The organism is Pseudomonas azerbaijanoccidentalis (genome assembly GCF_019145495.1).
Lineage (GTDB): Bacteria > Pseudomonadota > Gammaproteobacteria > Pseudomonadales > Pseudomonadaceae > Aquipseudomonas > Aquipseudomonas azerbaijanoccidentalis.
Genome location: NZ_JAHSTU010000003.1, coordinates 592968 through 617939, shown reverse-complemented (window position 1 = coordinate 617939; position 24972 = coordinate 592968). Strand labels below are relative to the sequence as shown.

Sequence of the window (24972 nt, the reverse complement as noted above, 5' to 3'; positions counted from 1 at the left end):
TCTGCGCCAACCCTTCCTTATATAGAAGAGGTTGCCAGGCATCCCCCTGACAGCCGATCTTGCAAGCAAGGTCGGCGGGCACTGCGGCATCATCGAGAAATACAAATACGACGAAACGCCCTGCCCTGCGACCCACAACCTGCAGCCGCTGGATACTCAAACCGCTGAAACAAAAAAGGCGCCAGACTATTAATCTGGCGCCTTTTCGAAATATGGGGTGGACGATGGGGATCGAACCCACGACAACGGGAGTCACAATCCCGTGCTCTACCAACTGAGCTACGCCCACCATATTGCGTAACAAAGAAGCCAAACAACTTCTTCGTTGAACTCCAACCTTGCCAATCGACAGGACTGAAGCTTTATTTGGTGCGGATGAAGAGACTCGAACTCTTACGCCTCGCGGCGCTGGAACCTAAATCCAGTGTGTCTACCAATTCCACCACATCCGCGGAGTGAAGCTTTTAAAGCAAAGGCGCCAGACTGTTAATCTGGCGCCTTTCGAAATATGGGGTGGACGATGGGGATCGAACCCACGACAACGGGAGTCACAATCCCGTGCTCTACCAACTGAGCTACGCCCACCATATTGCGCTACTTGTGCCAAAGCTGCCTAATGGCGCACCCGGCAGGACTCGAACCTGCGACCATCCGCTTAGAAGGCGGATGCTCTATCCAGCTGAGCTACGGGCGCCTTGTTAGCTGTACCCTTGAAGGACTACAAACTAAGTGCTTTTCAGTCTTGCAGAACCGTGATTCCGCTCGACCTTCTTAACCAGTGCTAGGCTGTGCCCGACAAGTGCGACGAATAGTATAGAGCCCCCCGGAGGTCGTCAAATCCTTTTTAAAAAAAATTCATTTAATTAAAGGGGTTAGAGGAATTTGCAGACCAAGCGCCTTTGCCCTCACCTCATGACATGCGAGAATGCGTTCTCTTTTTTCCCCCTCTCGATGGTTAATCACGCGCAATGACTGCACAACTAATCGACGGCAAATCGATCGCCGCCAGCCTGCGCCAGCAGATCGCCCAACGCGTCACCGAGCGTCGCCAGCAAGGTCTGCGCACGCCGGGCCTCGCGGTGATCCTGGTCGGCAGCGATCCTGCCTCTCAGGTTTATGTCTCGCACAAGCGTAAAGACTGTGAAGAGGTCGGCTTCCTTTCCCAAGCCTACGACCTGCCTTCCGAAACCACTCAAGAAGCGCTGGCCGATCTGATCGATCGCCTGAATGACGATCCCGCCATTGATGGCGTGCTGTTGCAGCTTCCTCTACCAGAGCATCTGGACGCGTCCAAATTGCTGGAGCGCATCCGCCCGGACAAAGACGTCGACGGTTTCCACCCTTATAACGTCGGCCGCCTGGCCCAGCGTATTCCGCTGCTGCGCCCGTGCACCCCAAAAGGCATCATGACCCTGCTGGAAAGCACCGGAGCCGATCTGTACGGAATGGATGCCGTGGTCGTTGGCGCCTCCAACATCGTTGGCCGTCCGATGGCGATGGAATTGCTGCTGGCCGGTTGCACCGTGACCGTGACCCACCGCTTCACCAAGGATCTGGCAGGCCACGTCGGTCGTGCCGACCTGGTCGTCGTTGCCGCCGGTAAACCTGGCCTGGTCAAGGGTGAATGGATCAAGGAAGGCGCGATCGTCATCGACGTCGGCATCAACCGCCAGGAAGACGGCAAGCTGGTTGGTGACGTGATCTACGAAACCGCCCTGCCCCGTGCCGGCTGGATCACTCCAGTGCCGGGCGGCGTCGGCCCGATGACCCGCGCCTGCCTGCTGGAAAACACGCTGTACGCCGCCGAAACCCTGCATGGCTGAGTGTTCACTGCGCAGGTAAAACGCGACTCAAGGAACCCCGCCCATGGCGGGGTTCTTTTTGCCCGCAACAAAGGGCGACCATCCGCCGGAAAATAACTTTTTTTTCATGTTTACCGGCACTTTCACCTGTTCATTGAACAACCATCGACAGTTATTCAGCCATACTCCAGAATGTCGCGCTTTTTAGGTAATAGCCCGTTACAAAACGGCTTATCAACACTTTATGAGTCTGCCAGCGTGAAAATCCGTCTTTCCATCCTGAGCCTAGTTTTTGCAGTTACAGGGACTTTCATCACGCCAATCGCCAGCGCTGGCGAAACCACCGCCGCGCCTCGAGACACCTCGCAACTCAAACTCGCCTCCGGCAGCTCTTTATTGCTGGATATGCAGACCAACAAAGTTATCTACGCCAGCAATCCGGACGTAGTCGTCCCCATCGCTTCGGTCAGTAAACTGATGACTGGCCTGGTCGTGGTTGAAGCCCGGCAAAACATGGATGAATACATCAACATCAACATCAGCGACACACCGGAAATGAAAGGTGTGTACTCGCGAGTAAAACTCAAGAGTGAACTGCCGCGCCGGGAAATGCTGCTGATTGCCCTGATGTCATCGGAAAACCGCGCCGCCGCGAGCCTCGCCCACCACTATCCGGGTGGCTACGCCGCGTTCATTGCAGCGATGAACGCCAAGGCTCGGGCTCTGGGCATGACCAACACCCATTTCGTCGAGCCCACGGGCCTCTCGGCGCGCAATGTTTCGACCGCTCGCGACTTGAGTAAACTGTTGATCGCCGCGCACAAGTACCCGCTGTTGACCGAATTGAGCACGACCAAGGAAAAAACCGTTACGTTCCGCAAACCCGTCTACAGCCTGGGCTTCCGCAACACCGACCACTTGGTCCGCAAGCCGGATTGGGATATCCAGCTGACAAAAACCGGTTTCACCAACGAAGCAGGTCACTGCCTGGTCCTGGTGACGCGCATGAGTAACCGTCCGGTGGCTTTGGTGATCCTTGACGCCTATGGCAAGTACACCCACTTTGCCGATGCCACGCGCATGCGTAACTGGGTAGAAAGCGGCAAGAGCGCGGATGTGCCTTCCGTAGCCTTGCAGTACAAGGCCGACAAGAACCTCAAGCAGCGCCAGAGCGGCGTGGTTGAAGCGTCGAAGTAACTTTGCTGTGAACACATGAAAAAGCCCCGAACATTCGGGGCTTTTCTGCATTGACGATCAGATCCGTCCTTTCAACATTGCCGCATTCATTCGTAGCAGCTGGCGAAGCCTGCGGCTACAGGTATCGGGTGCTGCGGAACTGGACAGCGCCGTCAGTCGTTAGGCAGAGGCATCTGGTCATCGTCGGGAATGCCATCGCCTTTGCTCGGATCACGCCAGCCCTGTGGGTGTCCGGTTGGCGTCACGGTGGGACGAGCCAACGGATCTCGCATCGGACTGTCCGGGTCCATTACCGGATCAATTTCATCTTCCGGAGTCGTGGGCACTGTTTCCGGACGTTTGTCGTTGAAACTCGAATCGGTAGACATACGCACCTCCATGAGACCTAGGGTTTCAGATCGCCAAGTGGATCGTAGGGCTTAGCGGGAGCCTTGGGGTTATCGCCCGGCTTCACGTCTTTCGGCGCCTTGGCCGGTCCGATGGGGTCGACCTGAGGGTCGGCGAGGTCCGGAGAATCGGGGTCGAACCCTAACTCATCGCCGGACGAATGCTCAGACGAGTGAGGGCCGGCGGGAGTATTGGAATGTGCCATGAACGCCTCCTGATCGCGCGATCGCGGCCCGAAATGTCCGGGCCTTGATTATCAGAGGACGCTGATGTGTGGGGGTGCCCGGCAGATGACGAACGGGCTTATTGGGCGCTCAACGCTTTTCTGGCTGTCGCGGCAGCCTGCTCCTGGCCCGCTTGGGCAAGATCGTCCGCCGCCTTGAGCCAGCGCTGCTGATCGACCTGGGCGGGCACCTGCTTCGGGTTCTGAATCAGCACCGCCCAGCCCCCGGCGTCCTTGAAGGCAGACTCGAAGGAACTGAAACCCATCAACGCGCGCTGTTCCATGCCAGCACGCAACAACACGGTCTGCTTCTGCCGGTTGTACCCTGTGAGGATGGCATAACGCGGTTCAGACCAGAGCGCCGAGCCTTCCGTGAAGCGCACCATCACCGGGTACCCGGCGGCCACTTGAGTCAACAAGGCCGGCAAGTTGCTATCCAGCGGATAAACCACCATCCCGTATTCCCGGGCGAGGCTCTGCATGTTCTGCTGCAACTGGGCTTCGGCACCTGGTAAACGCAACGGTTTGTCGAGCAAGCCCGGGGTTATCACAATGCCTTGCTGAGACAACATGCTCGCCAGCACTTGCGGCCCACTTTGATTGGCTACGCCCTTGTAGAACCGGCCACTGAGTTCGACCCGTTCCGGCAGACGCTTGATTTCAGGCGCCACGCTTCCCGCGCAACCCGCCAGACCGACGACGCAACCCACAATCAATGCCGCCGAAAGCATTCGAGAAATTACCCGCACCATCATCACTCTCTCGTTCAGACGCCGGGCTATCCGCTTCCCGGCTTGGCCGTCGATCATAGGACGCCACGCGGCGTCGGTATAGCTTTAACCGGTAGTTGTTTGCGCTGCATAGAGCGAACTGGTTGATGACAGTCGACCTTCGGTCAATAGCCTGAAACACGACAGCGGCTAGACTGTCACTTGCATAGCGTGTCTGCCCGCTGCAGGGCAAAGAGGAGGCATCGATGAGCCTGACTATGACAATCGTAATGTTGATTTCCGGCTGGCTGGCCGTCGCCGCCGCCATGTTGTGGGGCGTTCTGCGCATTACCCGTCGACACCATCACCACCCTGTTCAATCGGCAAAACCCACCGACACACCAAGTCGTCCCGTCAGCGCCCATTGACATCCGCAAATAAAAACGCCTGAACTGACTGTAGGAGCTGCCGGAGGCTGCGATCTTCTGATCTTGAATCAAAGGATCGCAGCCTTCGGCAACTCCTGCAGTTCGTTCAGGCGGCCGTTTCGTTTAGCGACGGTTAAACTTCAGCGGCAATGCGCTTCTGCCTTGCCCGACGCGACATCATGTTCAGCACTTCAATGGCAGCCGAGAACGCCATGGCGGCATAAACATAGCCTTTCGGTACGTGGGCGCCGAAGCCTTCAGCGATCAGCGTCATACCGATCATGATCAGGAAGCCCAGAGCCAACATGACCACGGTCGGGTTGTCGTTGATGAACTTGGCCAACGGATCAGCCGCCAGCAACATCACCAGTACCGACACCACCACGGCGATGATCATGATCGGCAAATGCTCGGTCATGCCGACAGCGGTAATGATGCTGTCGATGGAGAACACCATGTCCAGCATCAGGATCTGACCGATTGCAGCAGCGAAGCCGAGGGTCACAGTCGAGGTGGCCGACTTCGGATCTTCCGGGGCCGGGTCCATGCTGCCGATGGTGCTCATGGTGGTCGCCTTCCACAACAGGAACAGGCCACCGGCAATCAGGATCATGTCTTTCCAGGAGAACGCGTGGCCGAGAATCTCGATTACCGGTGCGGTCAACTGAACGATGAAGGCAATGGTGCTCAGCAAGCCCAGACGCAGGATCAACGCCATGCCGATACCAATACGGCGCGCCTTCTGCCGGTGCTGCTCGGGCAGTTTGTTGGTCAGGATCGAGATGAAGATCAGGTTATCGATGCCGAGCACGATTTCCATCACCACCAGGGTGGCCAGGGCAACCCAGGCTGTGGGGCTGGCGGCTAGCTGTAAAAGGTATTCCATGGGTCAGTCCTGACTCTTTGTAAGACGGTTTAGATTTCCTGGGAGGAAGATTCGGTTTTTTCCGAGTCTTTTTCCGATGATTCTTTTTTGCTGATCATCCCACCGGTGGCGTCACTAAGCGCTTGCTCTGCGGCTTTATGGGTATCGTCGATGGCCTGCTTTGCGCTTTCGGCGGCTTTGCCCATCAATTGCTGGGCACTTTTCTCGGCCTGGTCGCAACCGGCCAATACCAGTAAAGATGTGATCAACAATGCCGTGGCTTTAATTTTCATGATGCTTCCCTCGATATAACGAACGGGACCGAAACGATGGCCCGTTGATAGCGAGGCATTCTAGGGAAGCGGATACTTCAGGAAAATTCGTATTTTTGCCATGTATACTTCGGTTTTTACGAATGTAGGAGCTGTCGGAGGCTGCGATCTTTCGTTTTTGTTTTTAACGGGCAGATCAAAGATCGCAGCCTCGTTTCACTCGACAGCTCCTACAGGGGACCGTGTATGTTGAACTATCGGCAATTGCATTACTTTTGGGTGGTGGCCAAAACGGGCAGCATCGTGCGCGCCTGTGAACAGCTGAACCTCACGCCACAGACCATCAGCGGGCAGATTTCGCTGCTTGAACAAACCTACGGCATCGAGCTGTTTCGTCGGGTGGGTCGGCAATTGGAACTCACCGAGGCAGGTCGACAGACTTTGCCCTACGCCGAACAGATGTTTCAGCTGGGCGGTGAACTGGAACTGATGCTGCGTGCGCAACCCAATGAACAACAGATTCTGTTCCGGGTCGGTGTGGCCGATGTGGTGCCCAAATCCATCGTCTATCGCCTGATCGCACCGACCATGGAATTGAGCGAACCGCTGCGCATCACTTGTCGCGAAGACAAGCTTGAGCGTTTGTTGGCCGACCTGGCGATCCAGCGGCTGGACCTGGTGATCTCCGACAGCCCCATGCCATCGCATCTGGACATCAAGGGCTACAGCCAGAAGCTCGGTGAATGCGGGATCAGTTTTTTCGCTACGCCTGAGCTGGCGGCACGCTACGGCGAGGATTTCCCGCGCAACCTGCACGGTGCGCCGTTGCTGATTCCGGGGCCGGAAACCGTGGTGCGCAGCCGTTTGCAACGCTGGTTCGCCGAACAGCAGATCCAGCCGCAAATCGTTGGCGAGTTCGACGACAGTGCCTTGATGCAGGCTTTCGGCCAATCCGGCAGCGGGATTTTCATCGGCCCGAGCGTGATCGCCGATGAGGTGAAACGCCAATGCGGCGTGGAGGTGATTGGCCAGACCGACGCGGTGAGCGAGTCGTTCTACGCCATCTCAGTGGAACGCAAGGTCAAGCACCCCGGCATTGTCGCCATTACCGAAGGTGCCCGACGCGAGCTGTTTACAGCGCTGTGATTTCTTCGCGCGGCTTGAAGGTCATCAGGGCGATGGCCAACAGGATCGAGGCGAGAATGAAAGCCGCGGCCGCAAAGCCAAGACCTTGCAGGCCGACGCTGTCGATCACCCGACCGCCGATCATCGCGCCAAGGCCAATACCGAGGTTAGCCCCGGCGATGTTCAACGACGCGGCAAACGCCGGTGCTTCGGGTGCCGCTTTCATCAAGCGCACGTGACTGACCAAAAACAACGCCGCCTGGGTCACGCCCCAGATGCCCATCGCCGCCGCCAGACCAAGCGGCGAATGGATGTTCGGCACCAGCGCCACCAGGCCGGCAATCATGAACGCACAGAACATCATCGATGCCATTAGCGGATGACGATCCACCGCCCGGCCGCCCAACGAGTTGCCGATCAACCCAACCGCGCCGAAGCCCATCAGACACCAACCGACGACGGTGCCGTTGAAGCCGGCCAGTCGCTCAAGAATGTCCGCCAGATAGGTGTACGCGGTGAACATGCCGCTGAACACGATCACCGACAGCAAGACGTGACCAATCATCAAAGGGCTGCGCAGAATCTTGAACTGCGAGCGGAAGTTCACCTGATGCTGGTGCAGGTTGGTTTTCGGTAGATAGATAAACAGGAGCAACGCCTTGGCAAACGCGATGACCGCCAGAATCGCAAAGGCACTGCGCCAGCCGAAAGCATCGGAAATCAATGTACCTACCGGAATGCCGAACACCGTGGCGCAAACAATGCCGAAGCCGATCTTGGCGACGGCGCGCCCGGCGTAATCAGGCCCGACAATGTCAACGGCTGTTTCACTGGCCAGGGACCAGTACACCGGCAACCCCAGGGCCGGAATCAGCCGCGCGAACGCCATCACCCAAATGTTCGGCGCCATCGCTGCCAGCAAGTTGGCCAGACCGAACATGATCAACACCGAGATAAACAGCTTGCGCCGCTCAAAGCGGGCGAAATATGCGGTGAGGAATGGCCCGAATGCGGCCACAGTGAAGGCGAACAGTGTCACCAGCAAACCGGCCTGCGGGATGCTGACCTCCAGGTCCCGGGCAATCGCCGGTAACAGGCCGACGATGATGAACTCCGTGGTCAGCACCGTGAACCCGGCGGCAGACAACAGAAGAATGGGTAACAGCATGCAAAACTCCAGAAAACGAAAACACCAGCGATAGCCCGAAGGCCCACTGGCAAATATGAAAATGAGGATGGCGAATCTTAACAGAGTGTTTCCGGATGCGGTTGCACGAACCTGCAATTTGCGTTGAATACCGGGGTGTCAGTTCGTCACAGGTCTGAAAGATCGCGCCTACCCTGTGATAAAGTCCGCGCCCTGAAAAACGTACACCCAGTGGTTAATGCCAATCGGTTAATCGACAAGACCTGTGGGAGCGAGCCTGCTCGCGATGGCGGACTGTCAGACAACGCAGTGTCGACTGTGCCATCGTCATCGCGAGCAGGCTCGCTCCCACAAGGATTGCGGCGTTCTACACCCTGTGTTTCCTTCTCGGTTTCCTGCCTGCGGCCTGCCCTGTTTGTTGCTGCGCACCTGCGAAACCATGCACTTATAAAAAATCAGAGATGCCGTTTTATGACTGCTTCATCCCCTTCTCTATTGCAACGCCTTAAACGCCTGAGCCTGGTCACGCAAATCGTGATCGGCCTGCTTGCCGGTATTGCCCTGGCCCTATTCGCGCCTGACGCGGCGAAGTCCACGGCGTTCATCGGCAAAGTGTTTGTCTCGGCGCTGAAAGCCGTCGCGCCGATTCTGGTGTTCGTGCTCGTCATGGCGTCGATTGCCAACCACAAGCATGGCCAGGAAACCCATATCCGGCCGATTCTGTTCCTGTACCTGCTGGGCACTTTCGCCGCGGCCGTGGTCGCGGTGATTGCCAGCATGGCGTTCCCGTCGAGCCTGGTGCTGTCGACCCAGGACGTCGCGGTTTCGGCGCCGGGCGGGATTGGCGAAGTGTTGCAAAGCCTGTTGCTGAGCGTGGTCGATAATCCGGTCAGCGCCCTGATGAATGCCAACTTCATCGGCATCCTGGCCTGGGCCATCGGTATGGGCATCGCCATCCGCCACGCCGGCGACACCACCCGTGAAGTGCTGGGCGACCTGTCCAACGGCGTGACGGTGATCGTGCGTCTGGTGATCAGCTTCGCCCCGCTGGGCATTTTCGGCCTGGTGGCCTCGACCCTGGCCACCTCCGGTTTCGGCGCCCTGATCGGGTATGCGCACCTGCTGGCCGTATTGCTGGGCTGCATGCTGTTCGTGGCGCTGGTGATGAACCCGCTGATCGTGTTCTGGAAATTGCGTCGCAACCCGTATCCGCTAGTGCTGACCTGCCTGCGCGAAAGCGGCATCACCGCATTCTTCACCCGTAGCTCGGCGGCGAACATTCCAGTCAACCTGGAATTGAGCAAGCGTCTGGGCCTGCACGAAGACACCTACTCGGTATCGATCCCACTGGGCGCGACCATCAACATGGCCGGCGCGGCGATCACCATCACCGTGCTGACTCTGGCGGCCGTGCACACGCTGGGCATCGCCGTGGACATTCCCACCGCGATCCTGCTGAGCGTCGTCGCGGCCATCTGTGCCTGCGGTGCTTCGGGTGTGGCCGGTGGTTCGCTGTTGCTGATTCCCCTGGCGTGCAGCCTGTTCGGCATCCCGAGCGAAATCGCCATGCAGGTGGTAGCAGTCGGTTTCATCATCGGTGTGTTGCAGGACTCGGCGGAAACCGCCCTGAACTCGTCCACCGATGTGCTGTTCACCGCGGCGGCTTGCCTGGGTGAAGAGGCAAAAGCAGAACGCCTGGCCTAACGAAGATCAAAAGATCGCAGCCTGCGGCAGCTCCTACATTGGCTCGCCGTACACCCTGTAGGAGCTGCCGCAGGCTGCGATCTCTTGCTCCACCAACGAAAAAGCCCGCCAAGGCGTAAACCTTGGCGGGCTTTTTTGTACCTGGGCGGTTTAGAACGCGCCCATGTAGTCGCGCTTGCCCACTTCCACGCCGTTGTGGCGCAGCAGTGCGTAAGTGGTGGTGACGTGGAAGAAGAACTGCGGCAGGCCGTAGGTCAGCAGGTAGGACTGTCCGCTGAATCGCTTCTCTTTAGGCGTGCCCGGACGGGTCACGATCTCGATGCCTTCCTTGCCATTGATCTGCTCTGGCGTGAACTCGCCGATGTAGGCCAGAACCTTGGCGATCAATGCTTGCAGCTCGGCGAAGGTGGTTTCAGTGTCGTCGTACTTCGGCAGTTCGACTTCGGCCAGACGCGAAGAAATGCCTTTGGCGAAATCAACGGCGATCTGCACCTGGCGTACCAGCGGGAACATGTCCGGGAACAGGCGTGCTTGCAGGAAGGCGTTCGGGTCGATGTTTTTTTCGGTGGCGTGGGCTTCGGCCTTTTTCAGCACGCCGCTGAGGGCGTTGAGCATTTGCTGGAGAACAGGGATGGAAGCGTCGTACAGGGAAATGGTCATGGCAGTCTCGTGTGATGACAGGAGGAAACGTGGGGCCGATTATAGCCACCCGCGCCCTCCCGAGACCGTTCTTTTTCAGCTGCCGTAAACCTTCGCCGCCGGAATGGCCTGAGTCATCAGCTGCGCAATCGCTTCGCCCATCTCGCCAACCGCCCAGCGCCCCTGGCGATCCAGTTGCGGACCACGGCGCCAGCCGTCAGCGATCGACAACTTGCCACCCTCGACTTCGAACATCTGCCCGGTCACCCCGGCGGAAGCCTCGGAGCCCAGCCACACCACCAGCGGCGCGACGTTTTCCGGGGCGAAGTAATCGAAGCCTTCTTCAGGCTTTTTCATGGTGTCGGCGAACACTTGCTCGGTCATCCCGGTGCGCGCGGCCGGCGCCAGGGCATTGGCGGTGATCCCGTAGCGGCGCAGTTCAGCCGCCTGCACCAGCGTCAGCGAAGCAATCCCACCCTTGGCCGCCGCATAGTTGGACTGGCCGATGGAGCCCTGCAACCCGGCGCCGGAGCTGGTGTTGATGATCCGCGCATCGACCTTGGCGCCACCCTTGGCCTGCTCGCGCCAGTACTTCACGGCGTGACTGGAAATGCAGAAGTGGCCCTTCAGATGCACGGCTACCACGGCATCCCAGTCGGCTTCGGTCAGGCTGGCGAACATGCGGTCGCGGCAAATGCCGGCGTTGTTGACCACCACGTTCAGCCCACCGAAGGTTTCGATGGCCTGGCGCACGATCAGCCCTGCCGAGTCATAGCGGGTGATGTCGTCGCTGTTGGCCACGGCGCTACCGCCCTGCCCGAGGATTTCGCCGACCACGGCCAGCGCCGCTTCGCGGTTGATGTCGTTGACCAGCACTTTCGCGCCTTCAGCGGCGAAGGCCAATGCGTAGGCGCGGCCCAACCCACCGCCGGCTCCGGTGATGATCACTACGCGGTTTTCACAGATCTTCATGTTTTACATCCTTCAAATTCATGTGGGAGCTGGCCTGCCAGCGATGGGATCACTGCGGTCCGCCTGAGACACCGCGGCGCCTGCATCGCTGGCAGGCCAGCTCCCACAGGGGGTCGATGTACATCCTGGTTTACAAACGTTCGATAATCGTCACGTTGGCCTGCCCACCGCCTTCGCACATGGTCTGCATGCCGAAGCGTCCGCCGCTGCGTTCCAATTCATGCAACAAGGTGCACATCAAACGGGTGCCGGTAGCGCCCAATGGATGGCCGAGGGCAATCGCGCCGCCGTTGACGTTGGTTTGTTCATGGGGATAACCGGTCTCTTTCAACCAGGCCATGGCCACCGAGGCGAAGGCTTCGTTGATTTCCACGCGGTCGATATCTTCCAGCTTCATGCCGGCACGCTTGAGTGCGTAGGCGGTGGCCGGGATCGGCGCGGTGAGCATCCAGATCGGGTCTTCGGCGCGCACGCTCAGGTGATGGATGCGTGCCCGTGGCGTCAGGCCGTAACGCTTGAGCGCCGCTTCCGAAACGATCAGCATCGCGCTGGCCGCATCACAGGTCTGGCTCGACACCGCGGCGGTCACCCGGTCGCAGCCGAACAGGAATTCCAGCTCGGCCATTTTTTCCAGGCTGGTCTGGCGCGGGGTTTCGTCGTGCAGCACACCGGCCAGTGGCACGATCTCGCGATTGAAGCGGCCTTGCTCGATGGCCTGCAAGGCACGTCGATGGGACTCCAGCGAATAGGCTTCAAGCTGCGCCCGGGACAGGTCCCATTTTTCCGCGATCATCTGCGCCGAACGGAACTGCGTTGGCGGTTGCGCGCCATAGCGCCGCACCCAGCCTTCGGAACCGCTGAACGGATCGGTGAAGCCCAAGGGTTCGGCAGCGATCATCGCCGAGGAAATCGGGATCTGGGTCATGGTCTGCACGCCACCGGCGACGACCACGTCCTGGGTGCCGCTCATCACCGCTTGCGCCGCGAAGTGCACCGCTTGCTGGGACGAACCGCACTGGCGATCGATGGTGGTGCCCGGCACCGCTTGCGCCAGGCCGGCCGCCAGCCAGCTAGTGCGAGCGATGTCACCAGCCAGCGGGCCGATGGTGTCGACACAGCCGAAGATCACGTCGTCGTAATCCTCGTCGGGAATGGCGTTGCGCTCAACCAGCGCGCGCAATACATGGGCGCCCAGGTCGGCGGCGTGGATCTGGCTCAGACCACCCTTGCGCCGCCCGGTGGGCGTGCGCAGGGCGTCGACGATATAGGCTTCAGGCATGGTCTACCTCGGTGAAAAAATTATGATCAGGCACCGATAACCTGTGGGAGCGTGGCTTGCCCGCGATAGCGGTGGGTCAAACAACATTGATGTAGCTGACACTCCGCCATCGCGGGCAAGCCACGCTCCCACAGGAATTTCGTCACCCTTACTGACGGGTTAAAACGTACTGCCCGCACCCAGCGCGGGTGTGCCGTCAAACAGCGCCGCGCGAATCCGTCCTTTGTGCAGGCCGCGATCACCCCAGACCTTGTCCAGCGCCCAGGCGCGTTTCATGAACAGGTGCAGGTCGACTTCCCAGGTGTACCCCATGGCGCCGTGGGCCTGGATGGTGTTTTTCGCCGCGAGCATCGCCGCTTCCGCGGTCGCCAATTTGGCGTGGGACACAAACACGTCCTGCCCCGGTTGTTGCTCGGCCAGCGCATAAGCGGCGCGGTACAGCGGGCCTTTGGCGAACTCGATCTGCACCGCGACGTTGGCCATCAGATGCTTGACCGCCTGGAACGAACCCACCGGTTTGCCAAACTGCTTGCGTTCGAAGGTGTAGTCCACCGCCAGGTCGACCATGCGCTTGGCCAGCCCCAGCAGTTGCGCGGCACTGGCGAGGGCGCCACGGTTGAAGGCGGCCGCCCACAGGCGTTGGCCCTGCTCGCCGCTGGCGACGCAAGTGGCGGGGGTTGGTGTCCACTCGACCTGGAACAGCTGCCGGCTCGGGTCCACCGACTCGTTGCGCGTCAGGCGCACGGCATTACGCTCCAGCGCATGCACCTCGTCGCCATTGGCCAGCAACAGCAGATCGGCGACATGGGCATCGCTGACCAGCGGATTACCTGGCTCGGAAACCGCAAGACGCGCACGCCCCTCGGCCACTCGCGAAAGCCAATTTTGTTTGAGTGCCGTGTGTTGCTCATCCAGAGCGGCGAGCAATGGCACGCCGATCAACATGGTGTCCACCAACGGTTCGGGCAAACCGGCATAACCGCATTCCTGAGCGATCAGCACGAAGTCCAGCTCATTCATGCCCATGCCATCCTGCGCCTCGGGCACGGTCAGCGCAGTCAGGCCCAACTCCACCAGTTGCGTCCAGAGCTGATCGCTGCGGCCAGTGTCGCTCTGCCACAGTTCGCGAATGCGCTCCGGGGTGACTTCGTTGATCAGGAAGCTGCGGACGTTGTCCTGAAACAGCAGTTGGTCGCGGCTGAAACTAAAGTCCATGGTCTATTCCTCAGGCACGCGGCATGCCGAGCATGCGTTCGGCAATGATGTTGCGCTGGATCTCGTTGGTGCCGGCGTAGATCGGCCCGGCCTGGGCAAACAGGAAACCCTCCAGCCAATGGTCGACGTCACCGGCGGCCGGGGCTTGCGGCAGCAGTTCGCCACGCAATCCGAGAATGCTCATGGCGGTGTCGTGCATGCGCTGGTCAAGTTCCGACCAGAAGATCTTGTTGGTCGACGACTCCGGCCCGATCTTGCCGCCCTGCACCAGTTGCGAGGCGGTCATGTAGGTGCTCAAGGTGTAGGCCTCGGCATCGAGCCAGGCGCGCATCACCGCTTCGCCTATGGCCGGGTCGCGGTCGGCGTGCTCACGATTGGCCTGGTACAACTGCACCAGACGCTTGGCGGTTTCCTGGAAGCGCGCCGGTGAGCGCAGCAACAAACCACGTTCGAAACCAGCGGTGGACATCGCCACATGCCAGCCCATGCCTTCGCCACCGAGGGCGTTCTCTACCGGCACCTTGACGTCGTCGAAGAAAATTTCGGCGAAGCCCGGCAGACCGTTGAGCTGCGGAATCGGCCGCACCGTGATGCCCGGCGTGTCCAGCGGCAGCAGGATGAAGGTCAGGCCGTGATGACGCTGGGACTGCGCGTCGGTACGGAAAATACCGAACGCCCAATCCGCCCACACCGCGCGGGTCGACCAGGTTTTCTGGCCGTTGATCACGTAATGGTCGCCCACCCGTTCAGCCTTGGAACGGATCGCCGCCATGTCGGAACCGGCGCCCGGCTCCGACCAGGCCTGGGCCCAGATGTCTTCGCCTGTGGCCATGCGCGGCAGGAATCGCGCTTTCTGCTCTTCGCTGCCGTACTCCATCAAGGTCGGGCCGAGCAGGAAAATGCCGTTCTGGTTGACCCGTGCCGGCGCCCCGGAACGGTAGTATTCCTCTTCGAAAATCAGCCACTCGATCAGGTCGCAGCCACGGCCGCCGAGTTCGGTCGGCCAGGTGACCATGCCCCAACGGCCTTCGTTGAGCTTGGCTTCCCACGTCCGGTGCTGGGCAAAGCCTTGTTCGGTGTCGAACGATTGCAGCGGTTCACTCGGTACATTGGCCGCCAGCCAGGTCCGTGCCTCGGCACGAAAGGCCTGCTGGGCCGGGGTATAGGTCAGGTCCATGGATATGCCTTCAGCCGTTGAATCGGGCATCGCGTTTCTCGACGAACGAGTCGCGTGCTTCCTGAGAGTCCAGTGAGCGGTAAGCTTCGAGGGTGAAGCCCTGCTCCCAGCGGTATTTGTCTTCGAGATTGCCGTCTTCGATGCCGCTCAACGCCTCCTTGGCCAGGCTGATCATGCCGGGGCTCTTGGCGGCGATGGTGCGGGCGATCTGCAACGCCGCGTCGCGCAAGTCTTCGCGCTTGACCACCCGCTCCACCGCGCCCAGGCGGTAAGCCTCGGCGGCGTCGATGGCTTCGCCGGTGAAGTACATGTGGCGGACTTTCTGCACCGGGAACAGGCGCTGCAAATGCGCGCCGCCGCCCATGGCCCCGCGATCCACTTCCGGCACGCCGAAGGTGGCGCACTCGGACGCGACGATGATGTCGGCCGCGCCGCAGATACCGATGCCACCACCGAGCACGAAGCCGTGCACGGCGACGATCACCGGTTTCGGGTTGCGATGGATCGCCTTGAAGCTGTCGTAGTTGCCCTTGTTCACGGCGACGATCAGGTTGCCGTCGGCGGCCAGTTCCTTGATGTCGACACCGGCGCAGAAGCCGCGACCTTCGGCACGGATCACGATCACCCGCACGTCACTGTTGCGGCCCAGGCCCTCGATCTCGCTGGCGATATCGGCCCAGCCCTGGTTGTTGAAGGCGTTGACCGGTGGCCGGTTGAACACCAGTTCGGCAATGCCGTGTTCGATGCTGACGCTAAATGGTTTCATGTCTTTCCTCTCACGACACACGGCGGCACAGCTCGCCGAGGCGCGCTTCGGCGTCGCGGACGATCTGTTCAATCAATTGGGCGCAGCTGGGCAAGCTGTCGATGGATGCGGCGATCTGCCCGGCGGGCAACACGCCCGAGGCCGGTTGCCCGTCGACCATGGCTTTCTGGATCACCATCGGCGCATTGGCGGCCATGATGCTTTGCGCGGCGGTCAACTCTCCGGCACCGCGCATTTTCAAGGCACTGCCCAGCAACTGGATCAGGCTCGTTCCGGTATGGCGGCGGTACGCCAGACCACTCTGCACTGCCAGCAACAGGCGCTTGAGGCCGCCGCTGCTTTCCAGTTGGTTGAGCAATTCGTTGCGGATCATCCGTTGCGGCATACCGTCGATGGCGCGGCTGACGATGATCGCGGCCGGGTCTTTCACGGCCAGGTATCGGGCCAGCGTCTCTCGCGGCACCGGACTGTCGGCGCACATCAAAAAGCGTGTGCCCATGGCGATGCCTTCAGCACCGTAGGCCAGGGCCGACACCAGGCCCCTGCCATCCTTGAATCCGCCGGCCGCCACCACGGGCACCGACACGGCATTGACCACTTGATCAAGCAGCAACGAAGTCGGCACGGAACCGGTGTGTCCCCCGCCCTCGCCGCCCTGCACGGTCACCGCATCGGCGCCCATTTCCACGGCTTTCTGCGCGTGCTTGAGCGCGCCGACCGTGGGAATGCACACCACGCCGGCATCTTTCAGACGGCTGATCATTTGCTTGCCCGGCGAACGGCTGTAGCTGACCGCCCGGACTTTGTGGCGCAACACCAGCTCGACGATCTCGCCGGCATTGGCCTGGTACATATGGAAATTCACGCCGAACGGCTGATCGGTCAGGCGCCGGGTTTCGATAATCGCCGCTTCCATCTGCTGCGGTTCGATGGTCGCCCCGGCGAGAAAACCGAAACCACCGGCATTGCCCGTGGCCGCCACCAGTTTCGGGTCAGCGACCCAGCCCATGGCGGTCTGGATGATCGGGTAGCGGCACCCGAGCAACTCGGTCAAACGGGTATTCAACGAGATCGCCATGCTCACGCCTCACCCGTTTTGCGCTGGGAACTGGCCATGGCCTTGGCGTCGTAGCCGCCGAGACGGTCGCCGGACACCAGCTCATTGTGGGCATGAGCGAAGTGATGCAGGCCGAAGACCATGTCCATGGTCGCGCGCTTGCCCATCAGGTCTTCGGCGTTGTTCACCGCTTGCTTGCTCAGTTGCAGGCCCAGGCGCGGCATCTGTGCAATGCGCCCGGCGATATCGAAGGTTTGTTGCTCCAGTTCGTCACGAGCAACCACCCGGTTGAGCATGCCCATCTGATAGGCACGCGGTGCCGGCATGCGTTCGCCGAGGAACAGGAACTCCTTGGCGATGCGCGGATTGAGCTCATGCACATGGGCGAAATACTCCACACCGGGAATGCCCATGCGCACCACCGGATCGGCGAAATACGCATCCTCGCTGGCGACGATCAAGTCACAGACCCAGGCCAGCATCAAACCACCGGCAATGCACGCGCCCTGGACCATGGCGATGGTCGGCTTGGGCATCTCGCGCCAGCGACGGCACATGCCCAGATAGACTTCCTGCTCGCGGGCATACAAAAACTCGCCGCCCGGTTTGTTCACATGGTCGTACCACAGGCTGGCGCGGTCGAAGGTTTTGTCGACGTCGCGGCCCGGGGTGCCGATGTCATGCCCGGCGGAGAAATGCTTGCCGGCGCCACGCAGCACAATGACCTTCACTTCATCGTCACCGCAGGCCCGGCGAAACGCCGCATCCAGCGCATAGGTCATCTGCGAGTTCTGCGCGTTGTGGAACTCGGGGCGGTTCATGGTCACCAGCGCCACCGCGCCACGCACCTCGTACAGCACCACCTCGGCCTGATTGTTATCGTTATGTTCAGCCATCACTTTTCTCCGCAACGCGTTGCTCAGCGTTGGCCTGGCGGGTTGTCTTTGAGTTGCAGGGCGCGCAGGTTGTGCGGGTCCAGACGCTGGATCAGCTGCAACTGCTCGGCCGTCGGTGCCGCCGTGGTCGGGCAGTCATCCGGCACGTGCAGCTCGAAGCCGGTGTTGTCCTGGACTTGCGCCGCCGTCACGCCGGGGTGCAGCGAACGGATGCGCATCTGCCGCTGCGGGCCCTGGAAGTCCAGGACGCAGAGGTCGGTGATGATCAGGCGGATATCGATGTCGTCCAACGACCAGCCCCGCGCCAGGCGGGCCGGGTTGTAGCCGACCGAGGCGACCATATCGACCTCGCCTTCGACGAACACTCGGCGGTTATGGCTCGGCACGCAAAACGAGTTGGCGTGGCTGATCGAGTTGCCGGGGAAACCGCGTACGCCAAGCATCTGCGCCTTGGGTTTGGCGTAGTCGCCGATGCAGGAAATGTTGGCTTGACCGTAACGGTCGATCTGGGTCGGGCCGACCAGCGCATGGCGCTTGCCGCCCCAGACGTTGTCGAAAATCCGCGAGAAACCCATCCAGCTGTCGCGCTTGGGCTCGTAGCCCTTGCGTGCGCCCAAGGGCACCGGTTCGGCAACCATGTAGGCTTCGGAATCGGTCATCAGTAGTTGCGGGTTGCTGGTCAACATGGCCAGCGATGCCGCCAGGCGCGGGATCACGCCGATGCCGGAGGCCAATATTTCGCCGTCTTCGCGCCAGGCTTCGGAGGCCGCGCAGATCATCAACTCAGCGAGGCTGAAATCAGTAGTGCTCATCGAAAGGCTCCTTAGAAAATCGGCAATGGCAGTTCACGGATCGCAGCCAGGCCGCCGACCTTTTCCAGATACTGTTCGTGGGTGCAGTCGACGTAGTCGCGCACATAACCTTCCCAGCCATCGGCCGCCTGGACCGTGGCGTTGTAGGCTTTGAAGTGCGCAACATCGAAACCGTACAGCGGCGCGCACGACGACGGATGCGCCCCGCCCGGCACGTGGGCCACGGCGGTGGTCAGGTTGCGTTCCCAGAACACTTGATGTGCGTGGGTGCTGTCCTGATGGAAATACTCGCTGTCGACCAGTTCATCGCAGGTCACGTAGCTGTGGGTCGCGGCCCGCACGAACAGGTCGTCCATGTAGTGATCGGGACCGCTGATCTGGCACACGCCACGTTTGTCGGCGCGGTCGACATGCACCAGCGCCGCGTCGAGCTTGAGCGCCGGCATCGCCACCCAGTCCTTGCCATCGGCGTACGGCGAGGCAATCAACTTGATCTGGCGGTTGTGGCGCAGCACGTCAGTGCCCAGGCCCACCGCTGTCGGAATGAACGGCACATTCATCGCCGCCGCCCGCAGGCCGAGCAGCAGCATGCCTTCGTCGATCTCCATCACTTCCAGCGCCGCTTCCTGGCGCGCCTTGCGGAAGTACGGCTCCAGCGGAATGAAGTCCAGGGAAACGAAGGCGAACACCAGTTTCTTGATCTTGCCGGCCGCGCAGAGCATGCCGACGTCCGCACCGCCGTAGGCAACCACGGTCAGGTCCTTGAGGTCCGAACGCAGAATCTCGCGCACCAGCGCCATCGGCTTGCGGCGCGGGCCCCAGCCACCGATACCGATGGTCATGCCGTCACGCAGTTGGCCGACAATCTCGGCGGTGCTCATTTGCTTGTCCATCGTCTTGTTCCTCATTGGCGACCGACACTGAAGTCGTGGCCCCAGTGGCTGACCACGGTGCTTTCGAACGGCGTGTGGCGGTCCCAGTCGACCACCAGGCCATCGCAGCCGTATTCCAGGTCAAACCCGGACGGGGTCTTGATATAGAAAGAAATCATCTGGTCGTTGGTGTGCTGGCCGAGGGTGGCCGACAGCTTCACGCCGTTGGCATGAACGCGATCCAGGGCGCGGCCGACTTCGTCCAGCGCGTTGACCTCGACCATCATGTGCACGCAGCCGTGGGGCATCGGGCACTCGAAAATCGCCAGCGAGTGGTGGCGGCCGTTGTTGCAGTGCAGGAAGTGAATGCGCTTTTGCGGCTCGGCCGGGTCCGGGGTGAAGCGGACTTTCATCAAGTCCGACAGGCCGAAACCCATCACCTGCTCGTAGAAGTCGCGGCAGCGTTCGAAGGCCGGGGCTGGCAGTACGACGTGGCCCATGCCGAGGTCGTTGGTGACAAAACCTTTGACGCCCACCGGCGAGACAAAACGGGCGAAATCCTGCAACGGGCCCCAGAAAATTTCGTGGCGATTGCCATCTGGGTCGCTGAAGTGCACCAGTTCCTGGACCTTGCGCAGTTCCGCTTCGGCGGCGGTGCCACGGATCACTTGCACATCGGCCTGCTGCAACTCGCTGACCGCCTGCTCCAGCGCCGCCTTGCCGGCCACTTCCCAGCCGCAGGCACCGAAGCTGTTCTCGGCGTTCTTCTGCACCAGGATGCGGTAGTGGCGCTCGTCCATTTTCAGGTACAGGTGCTCGTCGTCATCGTTGCCGATGACCATCATGCCCAACACCTGGCTTGCGTAGTGGCGCCATTGCGCCAGGTCGCTGGACAGCAGGGTGACGTAACCCAGACCACGGATATCCATGGATGCACTCCTCGTTTTTTCAGGCCGTGCCGCCCTTCGGCTGGTGCCGGGGGAGACTTTATGTACGGCCTATTCAAACGGGTTCGGGGAGGGGCAACATCGTCCAATGGGACTAGCGCAAAACCGGCAGAACGCAATCCCTGTAGGAGCTGCCGCAGGCTGCGATCTTTTGATTTTGTTTTTCAGATCAAGATCAAAAGATCGCAGCCTGCGGCAGCTCCTACGGGGGATGGTCTGAAATATCTGAGGCATAAAAAAACGGGCCTTGGGGACCCGTTGGAAAGTTGGCCCGGCGTCCGTGCCTGGCCTGAAAAAATGAGGCATTGGGGCATGACACTGAACCTGTGGGAGCGGGCTTGCCCGCGATGGCGGTGTGTCAGCCAACAGAGATGTTGAATGTGAAGCCCTCATCGCTGGCAAGCCAGCTCCCACAGGTAATGAGGCGTGAGCGGGCTGTTCTTCAACCCTTGCGGAAATGCGGAATCACCTTCTCGCCAATGTTCTTCAACGTTTCCAGCTGCGCCCACTGCGGCACGGTGCCCATCTGGCAGATGAACAGGATTTCGTCGGCGCCGGCGTCGATCAGGCGTTGCACGTAGTTGATGCAATCCTCGACGGTGCCATAGGCGTGGTTCGGGTTCATCATGGCCATGGTCGGGTCGGAGAAGTCGACGCTGACTTCTTCGGAGGCGAAGCGCGACTTGATCACGCTCTGGCCGTTGCCGTCGACGAAGGTGTCGTCTTTCCACTTCTCCGGGTCCGGACGCTCGCCGCCGCCGTACCAGTAACCCAGGGATTCCATGAAGTAACGCTGGCCACGGATACCGATGCGGCGCGCTTCTGCGTTGTCGTCCAGCACGATGGCCGGGCACAGCGCGGCGATGTGACGGTTAGGACGGAAGCCCACTTGCTTCTTCACATCGCGATTATCGTAGGCCTCGTGATACACCTCGACCTTCTTGGCGATTTCTTCCGGGCCACCGAAGCCCAGCACCAGAGCGCCCATGCCACGACCGCCGGCATTCTTCAGCGACTCGGTGTTGGTGCACGCCAGGTACATCGGCGGGTGCGGATCCTGGTAAGGCTTTGGATGGATCGGGCGCTTGGGGATCTGCACGAAGTCGCCGTTGTGCTCGATCTCGTCCTGCACGAACATTTTCGGGATCAGGTACATCATCTCGTCGATCTGCGGCTGCAAGGTCGCCAGGTCGTAGCCGAAGGTGCCAGCCTCCTGCTGGGTGCCGCCCTTGCCCACGCCAAAGTGCACACGGCCCTTGGACAGCAGGTCGAGGGTGGCGATGCGCTCGGCGACTTTCACTGGATGGTTCATCGCCGGCGGCAGGCAGACCACACCGTGGCCGATGCCGATGCGCTCGGTTTTACCGGCCACGAACGCCAGCATGGTTTCCGGCGCGGACATGTGCGAGTAGTTGCTCAGCGCGGTGTGTTCCACGCACCAGAAGGTGTCGAAGCCGAGCTTGTCGGCGAGTACGGCCTGTTCAACGGTGTCTTCGAAAATCTTGCGGTCGCCTTCGCGGCTGGAGTCCACCGTCTGGGCTTCGTAAATCAGGGAAAATTTCATGGTTGATCCTTGTGCTTATTTGGATGCGCAGTCGGCGCCGTAGACCTTCGCCTTACCGTCAATGCTCGTGCATCGACGGGGCGCTCGAATCACGCAAACGGACTAGCCGATTTGATGAAAAGCGTCAGAGGAAAAAGTCGTTGCTGTCCTGGCCCATGCTCACGCCGCCAAGGTTCCAGGCGTACTTGGCCGGGCTGTTGGCAACGTGGGCGCGACCGGTGTGAATGTCGCGGAAGGCGCGGTTGATCGGATGGCTGCGGAAGATCGTCGAAGCACCGCTGTTGAACATCAGGTCGCCAACGGCCTTGGCGCACTTGTCGGCCACCAGCGCCGAGTCGTAACGCATCTTCACCCGCTCGGGCATGCTCAACGGCTCGCCCTTCTGCGCGCGCTCCAGCATCAGGGCGAAGTTGCGATGCAGCACGGTCTTGCACTCGTCGACGCAGACCATGGCATTGGCCAGTGACGTTTGCGCAGCCGGGTCCTGGACCATCTTGCGACCGTCATTGACCCCGACCCGGGCGCGGTTGTGCTCGACAAACTGATCCACCGCGCCTTGCAGGGCACCGATGGCCGAGGACGACACCGCGCGCACGAAAATCTGCCCGAACGGCAGGCGGAACAACGGTGCTGTGTTCACCTCGTTGCCCGGACTGTTCTGCATGAAACCGTCGAATGCGCGATGGGTGCGGTACTCGGGAACGAAGGCGTTTTCCACCAGGATGTCGTGGGAACCGGTGGCTTCCAGGCCCATGACGTTCCAGTTGTCGAGAATCTGGTAGTCGCTGCGCGGCACCAGGAACGTCCGGTAGTCCGGCGCCCCGCCCGCCTCTGCCGGCGGCACCAGCGCACCGAGGAACACCCAGTCGCAATGCTTGCTGCCGGAAGAAAAGCCCCAGCGGCCGCTCAACTTGAAGCCACCGTCGACCCGCTCGACCTTGCCCACCGGCATATAGGAAGAGGAGATCAGCACGCTGGAGTCGCTACCCCAGACATCCTGCGCGGCGCGGTCGTCGAACAACGCCAGTTGCCAGTTGTGGATCGCCACCACTCCCAGTACCCAGGCCGAGGACATGCAGCCTTCGGCGAGGGTCATCTGCACGTCGAAGAAGTCCTTGGGCTCCAATTCATAGCCTTCCCAGCGCGATGGCTGAAGGATGCGGAAGAACCCGGCGTCGTGGAAATCCTTCAGGGTTTCTTCAGGCAACTGGCCTGCTTGCGCAGCGTTCAGGGCGCGTTCACGCAGGATCGGCACCAACTCACGGGCACGTTGGCTCAGACGCTGGCGAATCAGGTCTTGGTTGAGCATTTTTATTGTTCTCCTTTGTTCACCCCATCCGCCGGGGCGCGCGTGCAACGGGGCGGGTGTAGCGCCCCTACACTGGCATTCAAACAATGGAGAACAGTGTGGGCATCCCTCAAACGGACCATGTGATTTTTGGGGATTAGTTACCGGGGGTACATCTGGAAGAGGTGTGTTGGCTGTCAGGCAGCCATCGCCAGCAGGCTGGCTCCCACATTGGGTCTGCGGTTTTATTTGGGATTTGTGGCCACTGAAGATCCCCTGTGGGAGCTAGCCTGCTAGCGATGGCTTTGTGTCAGCCGACGAGTATTTTGTGGGAGTACATATCCGTTTCTGCGGTAACGGCCACTCAGGGTTCCGCTCTTACAGCGGGTCACTTGGAAAAGCCCCAAGTAACCAAGGGCTCCTGCCCCTTTCATTCGGCCTCGCGAGGGTGCAAGAAGATCAAAAGCCAAAGCAAAAGCGAGGCGGCCTACCGGCCGGCCTGGTCCTTAGTTCGTTCGCATTTTTGTGTAGGAGCTGTCGAGTGCAACGAGGCTGCGATCTTTTGGCGTGAGACACCCACAAAATCAGGTCGGCTGTCAGGCAGCCATCGCCAGCAGGCTGGCTCCCACAGGGGAGCGGCGTACACCCACGCTTCTCACCACTCATCAGGCCGAGCGTTAGCTCGCCTGCAGCTTTTGATCTTGATCCACCCGCCCCCTCGGCAGGCTGAGTGGAGGCGTTTATCCGGGGGTGGGCGCGTAGCGCCGTGCGGCGAAGCCGCACACATCGAGAGGAGGTCGTCGCGAAGCAGACCGGAGGCGATGCCCCCGGATGAATGCCGGAGCGAAGGAACCCCGAGCTCTAGCGAGGGGCCGTACGTAAGGGGCGAGACCTTTTGGTTCCTTTTGTGTCGTTTGACAAAAGGGACTCGCCGTAAGGGCGAAACCATAAGCCGCCGTTACCGCAGCAACGGATATGTACTCAATCAACCCATAAGCCTGGTCGGCCCAGAGGCCGCCAAGGCCTAGTCCCCTCGGACGATGCCCCAGACCAGAGCCAGAGCAAGAATCCATCGCACTCCACCCCAACAAAAAAGGCCCAGTGCGATGAACGACGCCAACCTCAAAGCCGACATGCTCCAGGCCATGCGCCGCCTGGCCAAGTCAGTCACCATTATCAGCACCAGCAACGGCTCCGAACGCTTCGCCATGGCCGCCACCGCGGTCGACTCCCTGAGCACCGAGCCGCCATCGCTGCTGATCTGCGTCAACAAGACCGCCTCGCCCCACGCCGCACTGGCGACCGGCGCCGACTTCTGCGTCAACATCCTCGGCGTCGAACAACAAGACCTGGCCAACCTGTGCAGCGGCGCGATCAAGGGCGAAGCGCGCTTCGACCGCGGCAACTGGCTGACCAGCCCCGGCGGCATTCCTTACCTGGGTGACGCACAGTCGGCGATCCTCTGCCGCCAGGACGGCCACTTCAGCTACGGCACCCACACCGTGTTCATCGGGCGCATCCTGCAGATCCACACCACCGCCGAAATCACCCCGCTGGTCTACCTCGACGGCAGCTACACCACCACCGCCAAACCCGCACCTTCTCTCGCTGTTGCTGGCTGAGGCCCA

At 60.7% G+C, this 24972-nt stretch carries 25 protein-coding genes and 4 tRNA genes; 6 read left to right on the top strand and 23 right to left on the bottom strand.

Annotated elements, in window-relative coordinates; genetic code table 11:
• Positions 1-213: 213 nt before the first annotated feature.
• From KVG88_RS13575 to KVG88_RS13560, 4 genes are all read right to left on the bottom strand, one after another.
• Positions 214-289 (bottom strand) — tRNA-His (locus KVG88_RS13575).
• Between the two features lie 78 nt (positions 290-367).
• A tRNA-Leu gene (locus KVG88_RS13570) sits at positions 368-452 on the bottom strand.
• 57 nt (positions 453-509) lie between these two features.
• A tRNA-His gene (locus KVG88_RS13565) sits at positions 510-585 on the bottom strand.
• A gap of 32 nt (positions 586-617) precedes the next feature.
• A tRNA-Arg gene (locus KVG88_RS13560) sits at positions 618-694 on the bottom strand.
• Positions 695-968: 274 nt separating this feature from the next.
• Between KVG88_RS13560 and folD the strand changes: the two genes are divergently transcribed.
• Positions 969-1823: a bifunctional methylenetetrahydrofolate dehydrogenase/methenyltetrahydrofolate cyclohydrolase FolD gene (folD, locus tag KVG88_RS13555; protein WP_150705454.1), complete on the top strand. Its 855-nt coding sequence runs from the start codon at positions 969-971 to the stop codon at positions 1821-1823.
• A 237-nt stretch (positions 1824-2060) separates the two neighbouring features.
• Positions 2061-2999, top strand: coding sequence for a D-alanyl-D-alanine endopeptidase (pbpG, locus tag KVG88_RS13550; protein ID WP_150705453.1), 939 nt, complete (start codon positions 2061-2063; stop codon positions 2997-2999).
• Between the two features lie 152 nt (positions 3000-3151).
• Here pbpG and KVG88_RS13545 read toward each other — a convergent pair whose 3' ends face one another.
• From KVG88_RS13545 to KVG88_RS13535, 3 genes are all read right to left on the bottom strand, one after another.
• The gene (locus tag KVG88_RS13545; protein ID WP_217871723.1) at positions 3152-3367 is read right to left on the bottom strand and encodes a hypothetical protein; all 216 of its coding nucleotides are present in this window, start codon (positions 3365-3367) and stop codon (positions 3152-3154) included.
• 17 nt (positions 3368-3384) lie between these two features.
• Positions 3385-3591, bottom strand: a complete 207-nt coding sequence (locus KVG88_RS13540; RefSeq protein ID WP_150705451.1) for a DUF6021 family protein — start codon at positions 3589-3591, stop codon at positions 3385-3387.
• A 98-nt stretch (positions 3592-3689) separates the two neighbouring features.
• The gene (locus KVG88_RS13535; protein ID WP_150705450.1) at positions 3690-4418 is read right to left on the bottom strand and encodes a C39 family peptidase; all 729 of its coding nucleotides are present in this window, start codon (positions 4416-4418) and stop codon (positions 3690-3692) included.
• Between the two features lie 179 nt (positions 4419-4597).
• Between KVG88_RS13535 and KVG88_RS13530 the strand changes: the two genes are divergently transcribed.
• The gene (locus tag KVG88_RS13530; protein ID WP_191630593.1) at positions 4598-4747 is read left to right on the top strand and encodes a hypothetical protein; all 150 of its coding nucleotides are present in this window, start codon (positions 4598-4600) and stop codon (positions 4745-4747) included.
• Positions 4748-4880: 133 nt separating this feature from the next.
• Here the strand turns inward: KVG88_RS13530 and KVG88_RS13525 are convergent, their stop codons facing one another.
• Together KVG88_RS13525 and KVG88_RS13520 are read right to left on the bottom strand one after the other, a co-directional pair.
• Positions 4881-5633 (bottom strand): TerC family protein, encoded by a 753-nt coding sequence (locus KVG88_RS13525; RefSeq protein WP_217871722.1) that lies wholly within the window; start codon positions 5631-5633, stop codon positions 4881-4883.
• 29 nt (positions 5634-5662) lie between these two features.
• Positions 5663-5905 (bottom strand): hypothetical protein, encoded by a 243-nt coding sequence (locus KVG88_RS13520; RefSeq protein ID WP_150705448.1) that lies wholly within the window; start codon positions 5903-5905, stop codon positions 5663-5665.
• A gap of 225 nt (positions 5906-6130) precedes the next feature.
• On the opposite strand from KVG88_RS13520, the gene nhaR reads away from it, so the two are divergent.
• Positions 6131-7030 carry a transcriptional activator NhaR gene (gene nhaR, locus KVG88_RS13515; RefSeq protein ID WP_150705447.1) on the top strand — a complete coding sequence of 300 codons (900 nt, stop codon included), beginning with the start codon at positions 6131-6133 and terminating at the stop codon, positions 7028-7030.
• Here nhaR and KVG88_RS13510 read toward each other — a convergent pair.
• Entirely contained in the window at positions 7017-8177 is a 1161-nt protein-coding gene (locus KVG88_RS13510) for an MFS transporter (RefSeq protein ID WP_217871721.1), read from the bottom strand. The two genes, nhaR and KVG88_RS13510, sit on opposite strands and share 14 nt — an antisense overlap.
• A gap of 450 nt (positions 8178-8627) precedes the next feature.
• Between KVG88_RS13510 and sstT the strand changes: the two genes are divergently transcribed.
• The gene (gene sstT / locus KVG88_RS13505; protein ID WP_217871720.1) at positions 8628-9860 is read left to right on the top strand and encodes a serine/threonine transporter SstT; all 1233 of its coding nucleotides are present in this window, start codon (positions 8628-8630) and stop codon (positions 9858-9860) included.
• A gap of 150 nt (positions 9861-10010) precedes the next feature.
• Here sstT and KVG88_RS13500 read toward each other — a convergent pair whose 3' ends face one another.
• The 13 genes from KVG88_RS13500 to KVG88_RS13440 form a co-directional block, all read right to left on the bottom strand.
• Positions 10011-10520, bottom strand: a complete 510-nt coding sequence (locus tag KVG88_RS13500) for a DUF1993 domain-containing protein (RefSeq protein ID WP_056722346.1) — start codon at positions 10518-10520, stop codon at positions 10011-10013.
• A 75-nt stretch (positions 10521-10595) separates the two neighbouring features.
• Positions 10596-11471, bottom strand: a complete 876-nt coding sequence (locus KVG88_RS13495) for an SDR family oxidoreductase (protein WP_217871719.1) — start codon at positions 11469-11471, stop codon at positions 10596-10598.
• 130 nt (positions 11472-11601) lie between these two features.
• Positions 11602-12750: an acetyl-CoA C-acetyltransferase gene (locus KVG88_RS13490; protein ID WP_217871718.1), complete on the bottom strand. Its 1149-nt coding sequence runs from the start codon at positions 12748-12750 to the stop codon at positions 11602-11604.
• A 159-nt stretch (positions 12751-12909) separates the two neighbouring features.
• Positions 12910-13965, bottom strand: coding sequence for an acyl-CoA dehydrogenase family protein (locus KVG88_RS13485; RefSeq protein WP_217871717.1), 1056 nt, complete (start codon positions 13963-13965; stop codon positions 12910-12912).
• A gap of 10 nt (positions 13966-13975) precedes the next feature.
• Positions 13976-15142, bottom strand: coding sequence for an acyl-CoA dehydrogenase family protein (locus KVG88_RS13480; RefSeq protein ID WP_217871835.1), 1167 nt, complete (start codon positions 15140-15142; stop codon positions 13976-13978).
• 10 nt (positions 15143-15152) lie between these two features.
• Positions 15153-15908: an enoyl-CoA hydratase family protein gene (locus KVG88_RS13475; protein ID WP_217871716.1), complete on the bottom strand. Its 756-nt coding sequence runs from the start codon at positions 15906-15908 to the stop codon at positions 15153-15155.
• A 10-nt stretch (positions 15909-15918) separates the two neighbouring features.
• Positions 15919-16986, bottom strand: a complete 1068-nt coding sequence (locus KVG88_RS13470; RefSeq protein WP_217871715.1) for an NAD(P)H-dependent flavin oxidoreductase — start codon at positions 16984-16986, stop codon at positions 15919-15921.
• 2 nt (positions 16987-16988) lie between these two features.
• The gene (locus KVG88_RS13465; RefSeq protein ID WP_217871714.1) at positions 16989-17861 is read right to left on the bottom strand and encodes an enoyl-CoA hydratase; all 873 of its coding nucleotides are present in this window, start codon (positions 17859-17861) and stop codon (positions 16989-16991) included.
• 23 nt (positions 17862-17884) lie between these two features.
• On the bottom strand, positions 17885-18673 hold the full coding sequence (locus KVG88_RS13460) for a CoA-transferase subunit beta (RefSeq protein ID WP_217871713.1): 789 nt from the start codon (positions 18671-18673) through the stop codon (positions 17885-17887).
• 11 nt (positions 18674-18684) lie between these two features.
• Positions 18685-19566, bottom strand: a complete 882-nt coding sequence (locus tag KVG88_RS13455; RefSeq protein ID WP_217871712.1) for a CoA transferase subunit A — start codon at positions 19564-19566, stop codon at positions 18685-18687.
• Between the two features lie 11 nt (positions 19567-19577).
• Complete coding sequence (locus KVG88_RS13450) at positions 19578-20474, bottom strand: VOC family protein (RefSeq protein WP_217871711.1); 897 nt, start codon at positions 20472-20474, stop codon at positions 19578-19580.
• A gap of 460 nt (positions 20475-20934) precedes the next feature.
• Positions 20935-22056 carry an LLM class flavin-dependent oxidoreductase gene (locus tag KVG88_RS13445; protein ID WP_217871710.1) on the bottom strand — a complete coding sequence of 374 codons (1122 nt, stop codon included), beginning with the start codon at positions 22054-22056 and terminating at the stop codon, positions 20935-20937.
• A 124-nt stretch (positions 22057-22180) separates the two neighbouring features.
• The gene (locus KVG88_RS13440; protein ID WP_217871709.1) at positions 22181-23365 is read right to left on the bottom strand and encodes an acyl-CoA dehydrogenase family protein; all 1185 of its coding nucleotides are present in this window, start codon (positions 23363-23365) and stop codon (positions 22181-22183) included.
• Positions 23366-24450: 1085 nt separating this feature from the next.
• Here KVG88_RS13440 and KVG88_RS13435 point away from each other — a divergent pair.
• Positions 24451-24966: a flavin reductase family protein gene (locus KVG88_RS13435; protein WP_217871708.1), complete on the top strand. Its 516-nt coding sequence runs from the start codon at positions 24451-24453 to the stop codon at positions 24964-24966.
• The last annotated feature ends 6 nt before the right edge of the window (positions 24967-24972 follow it).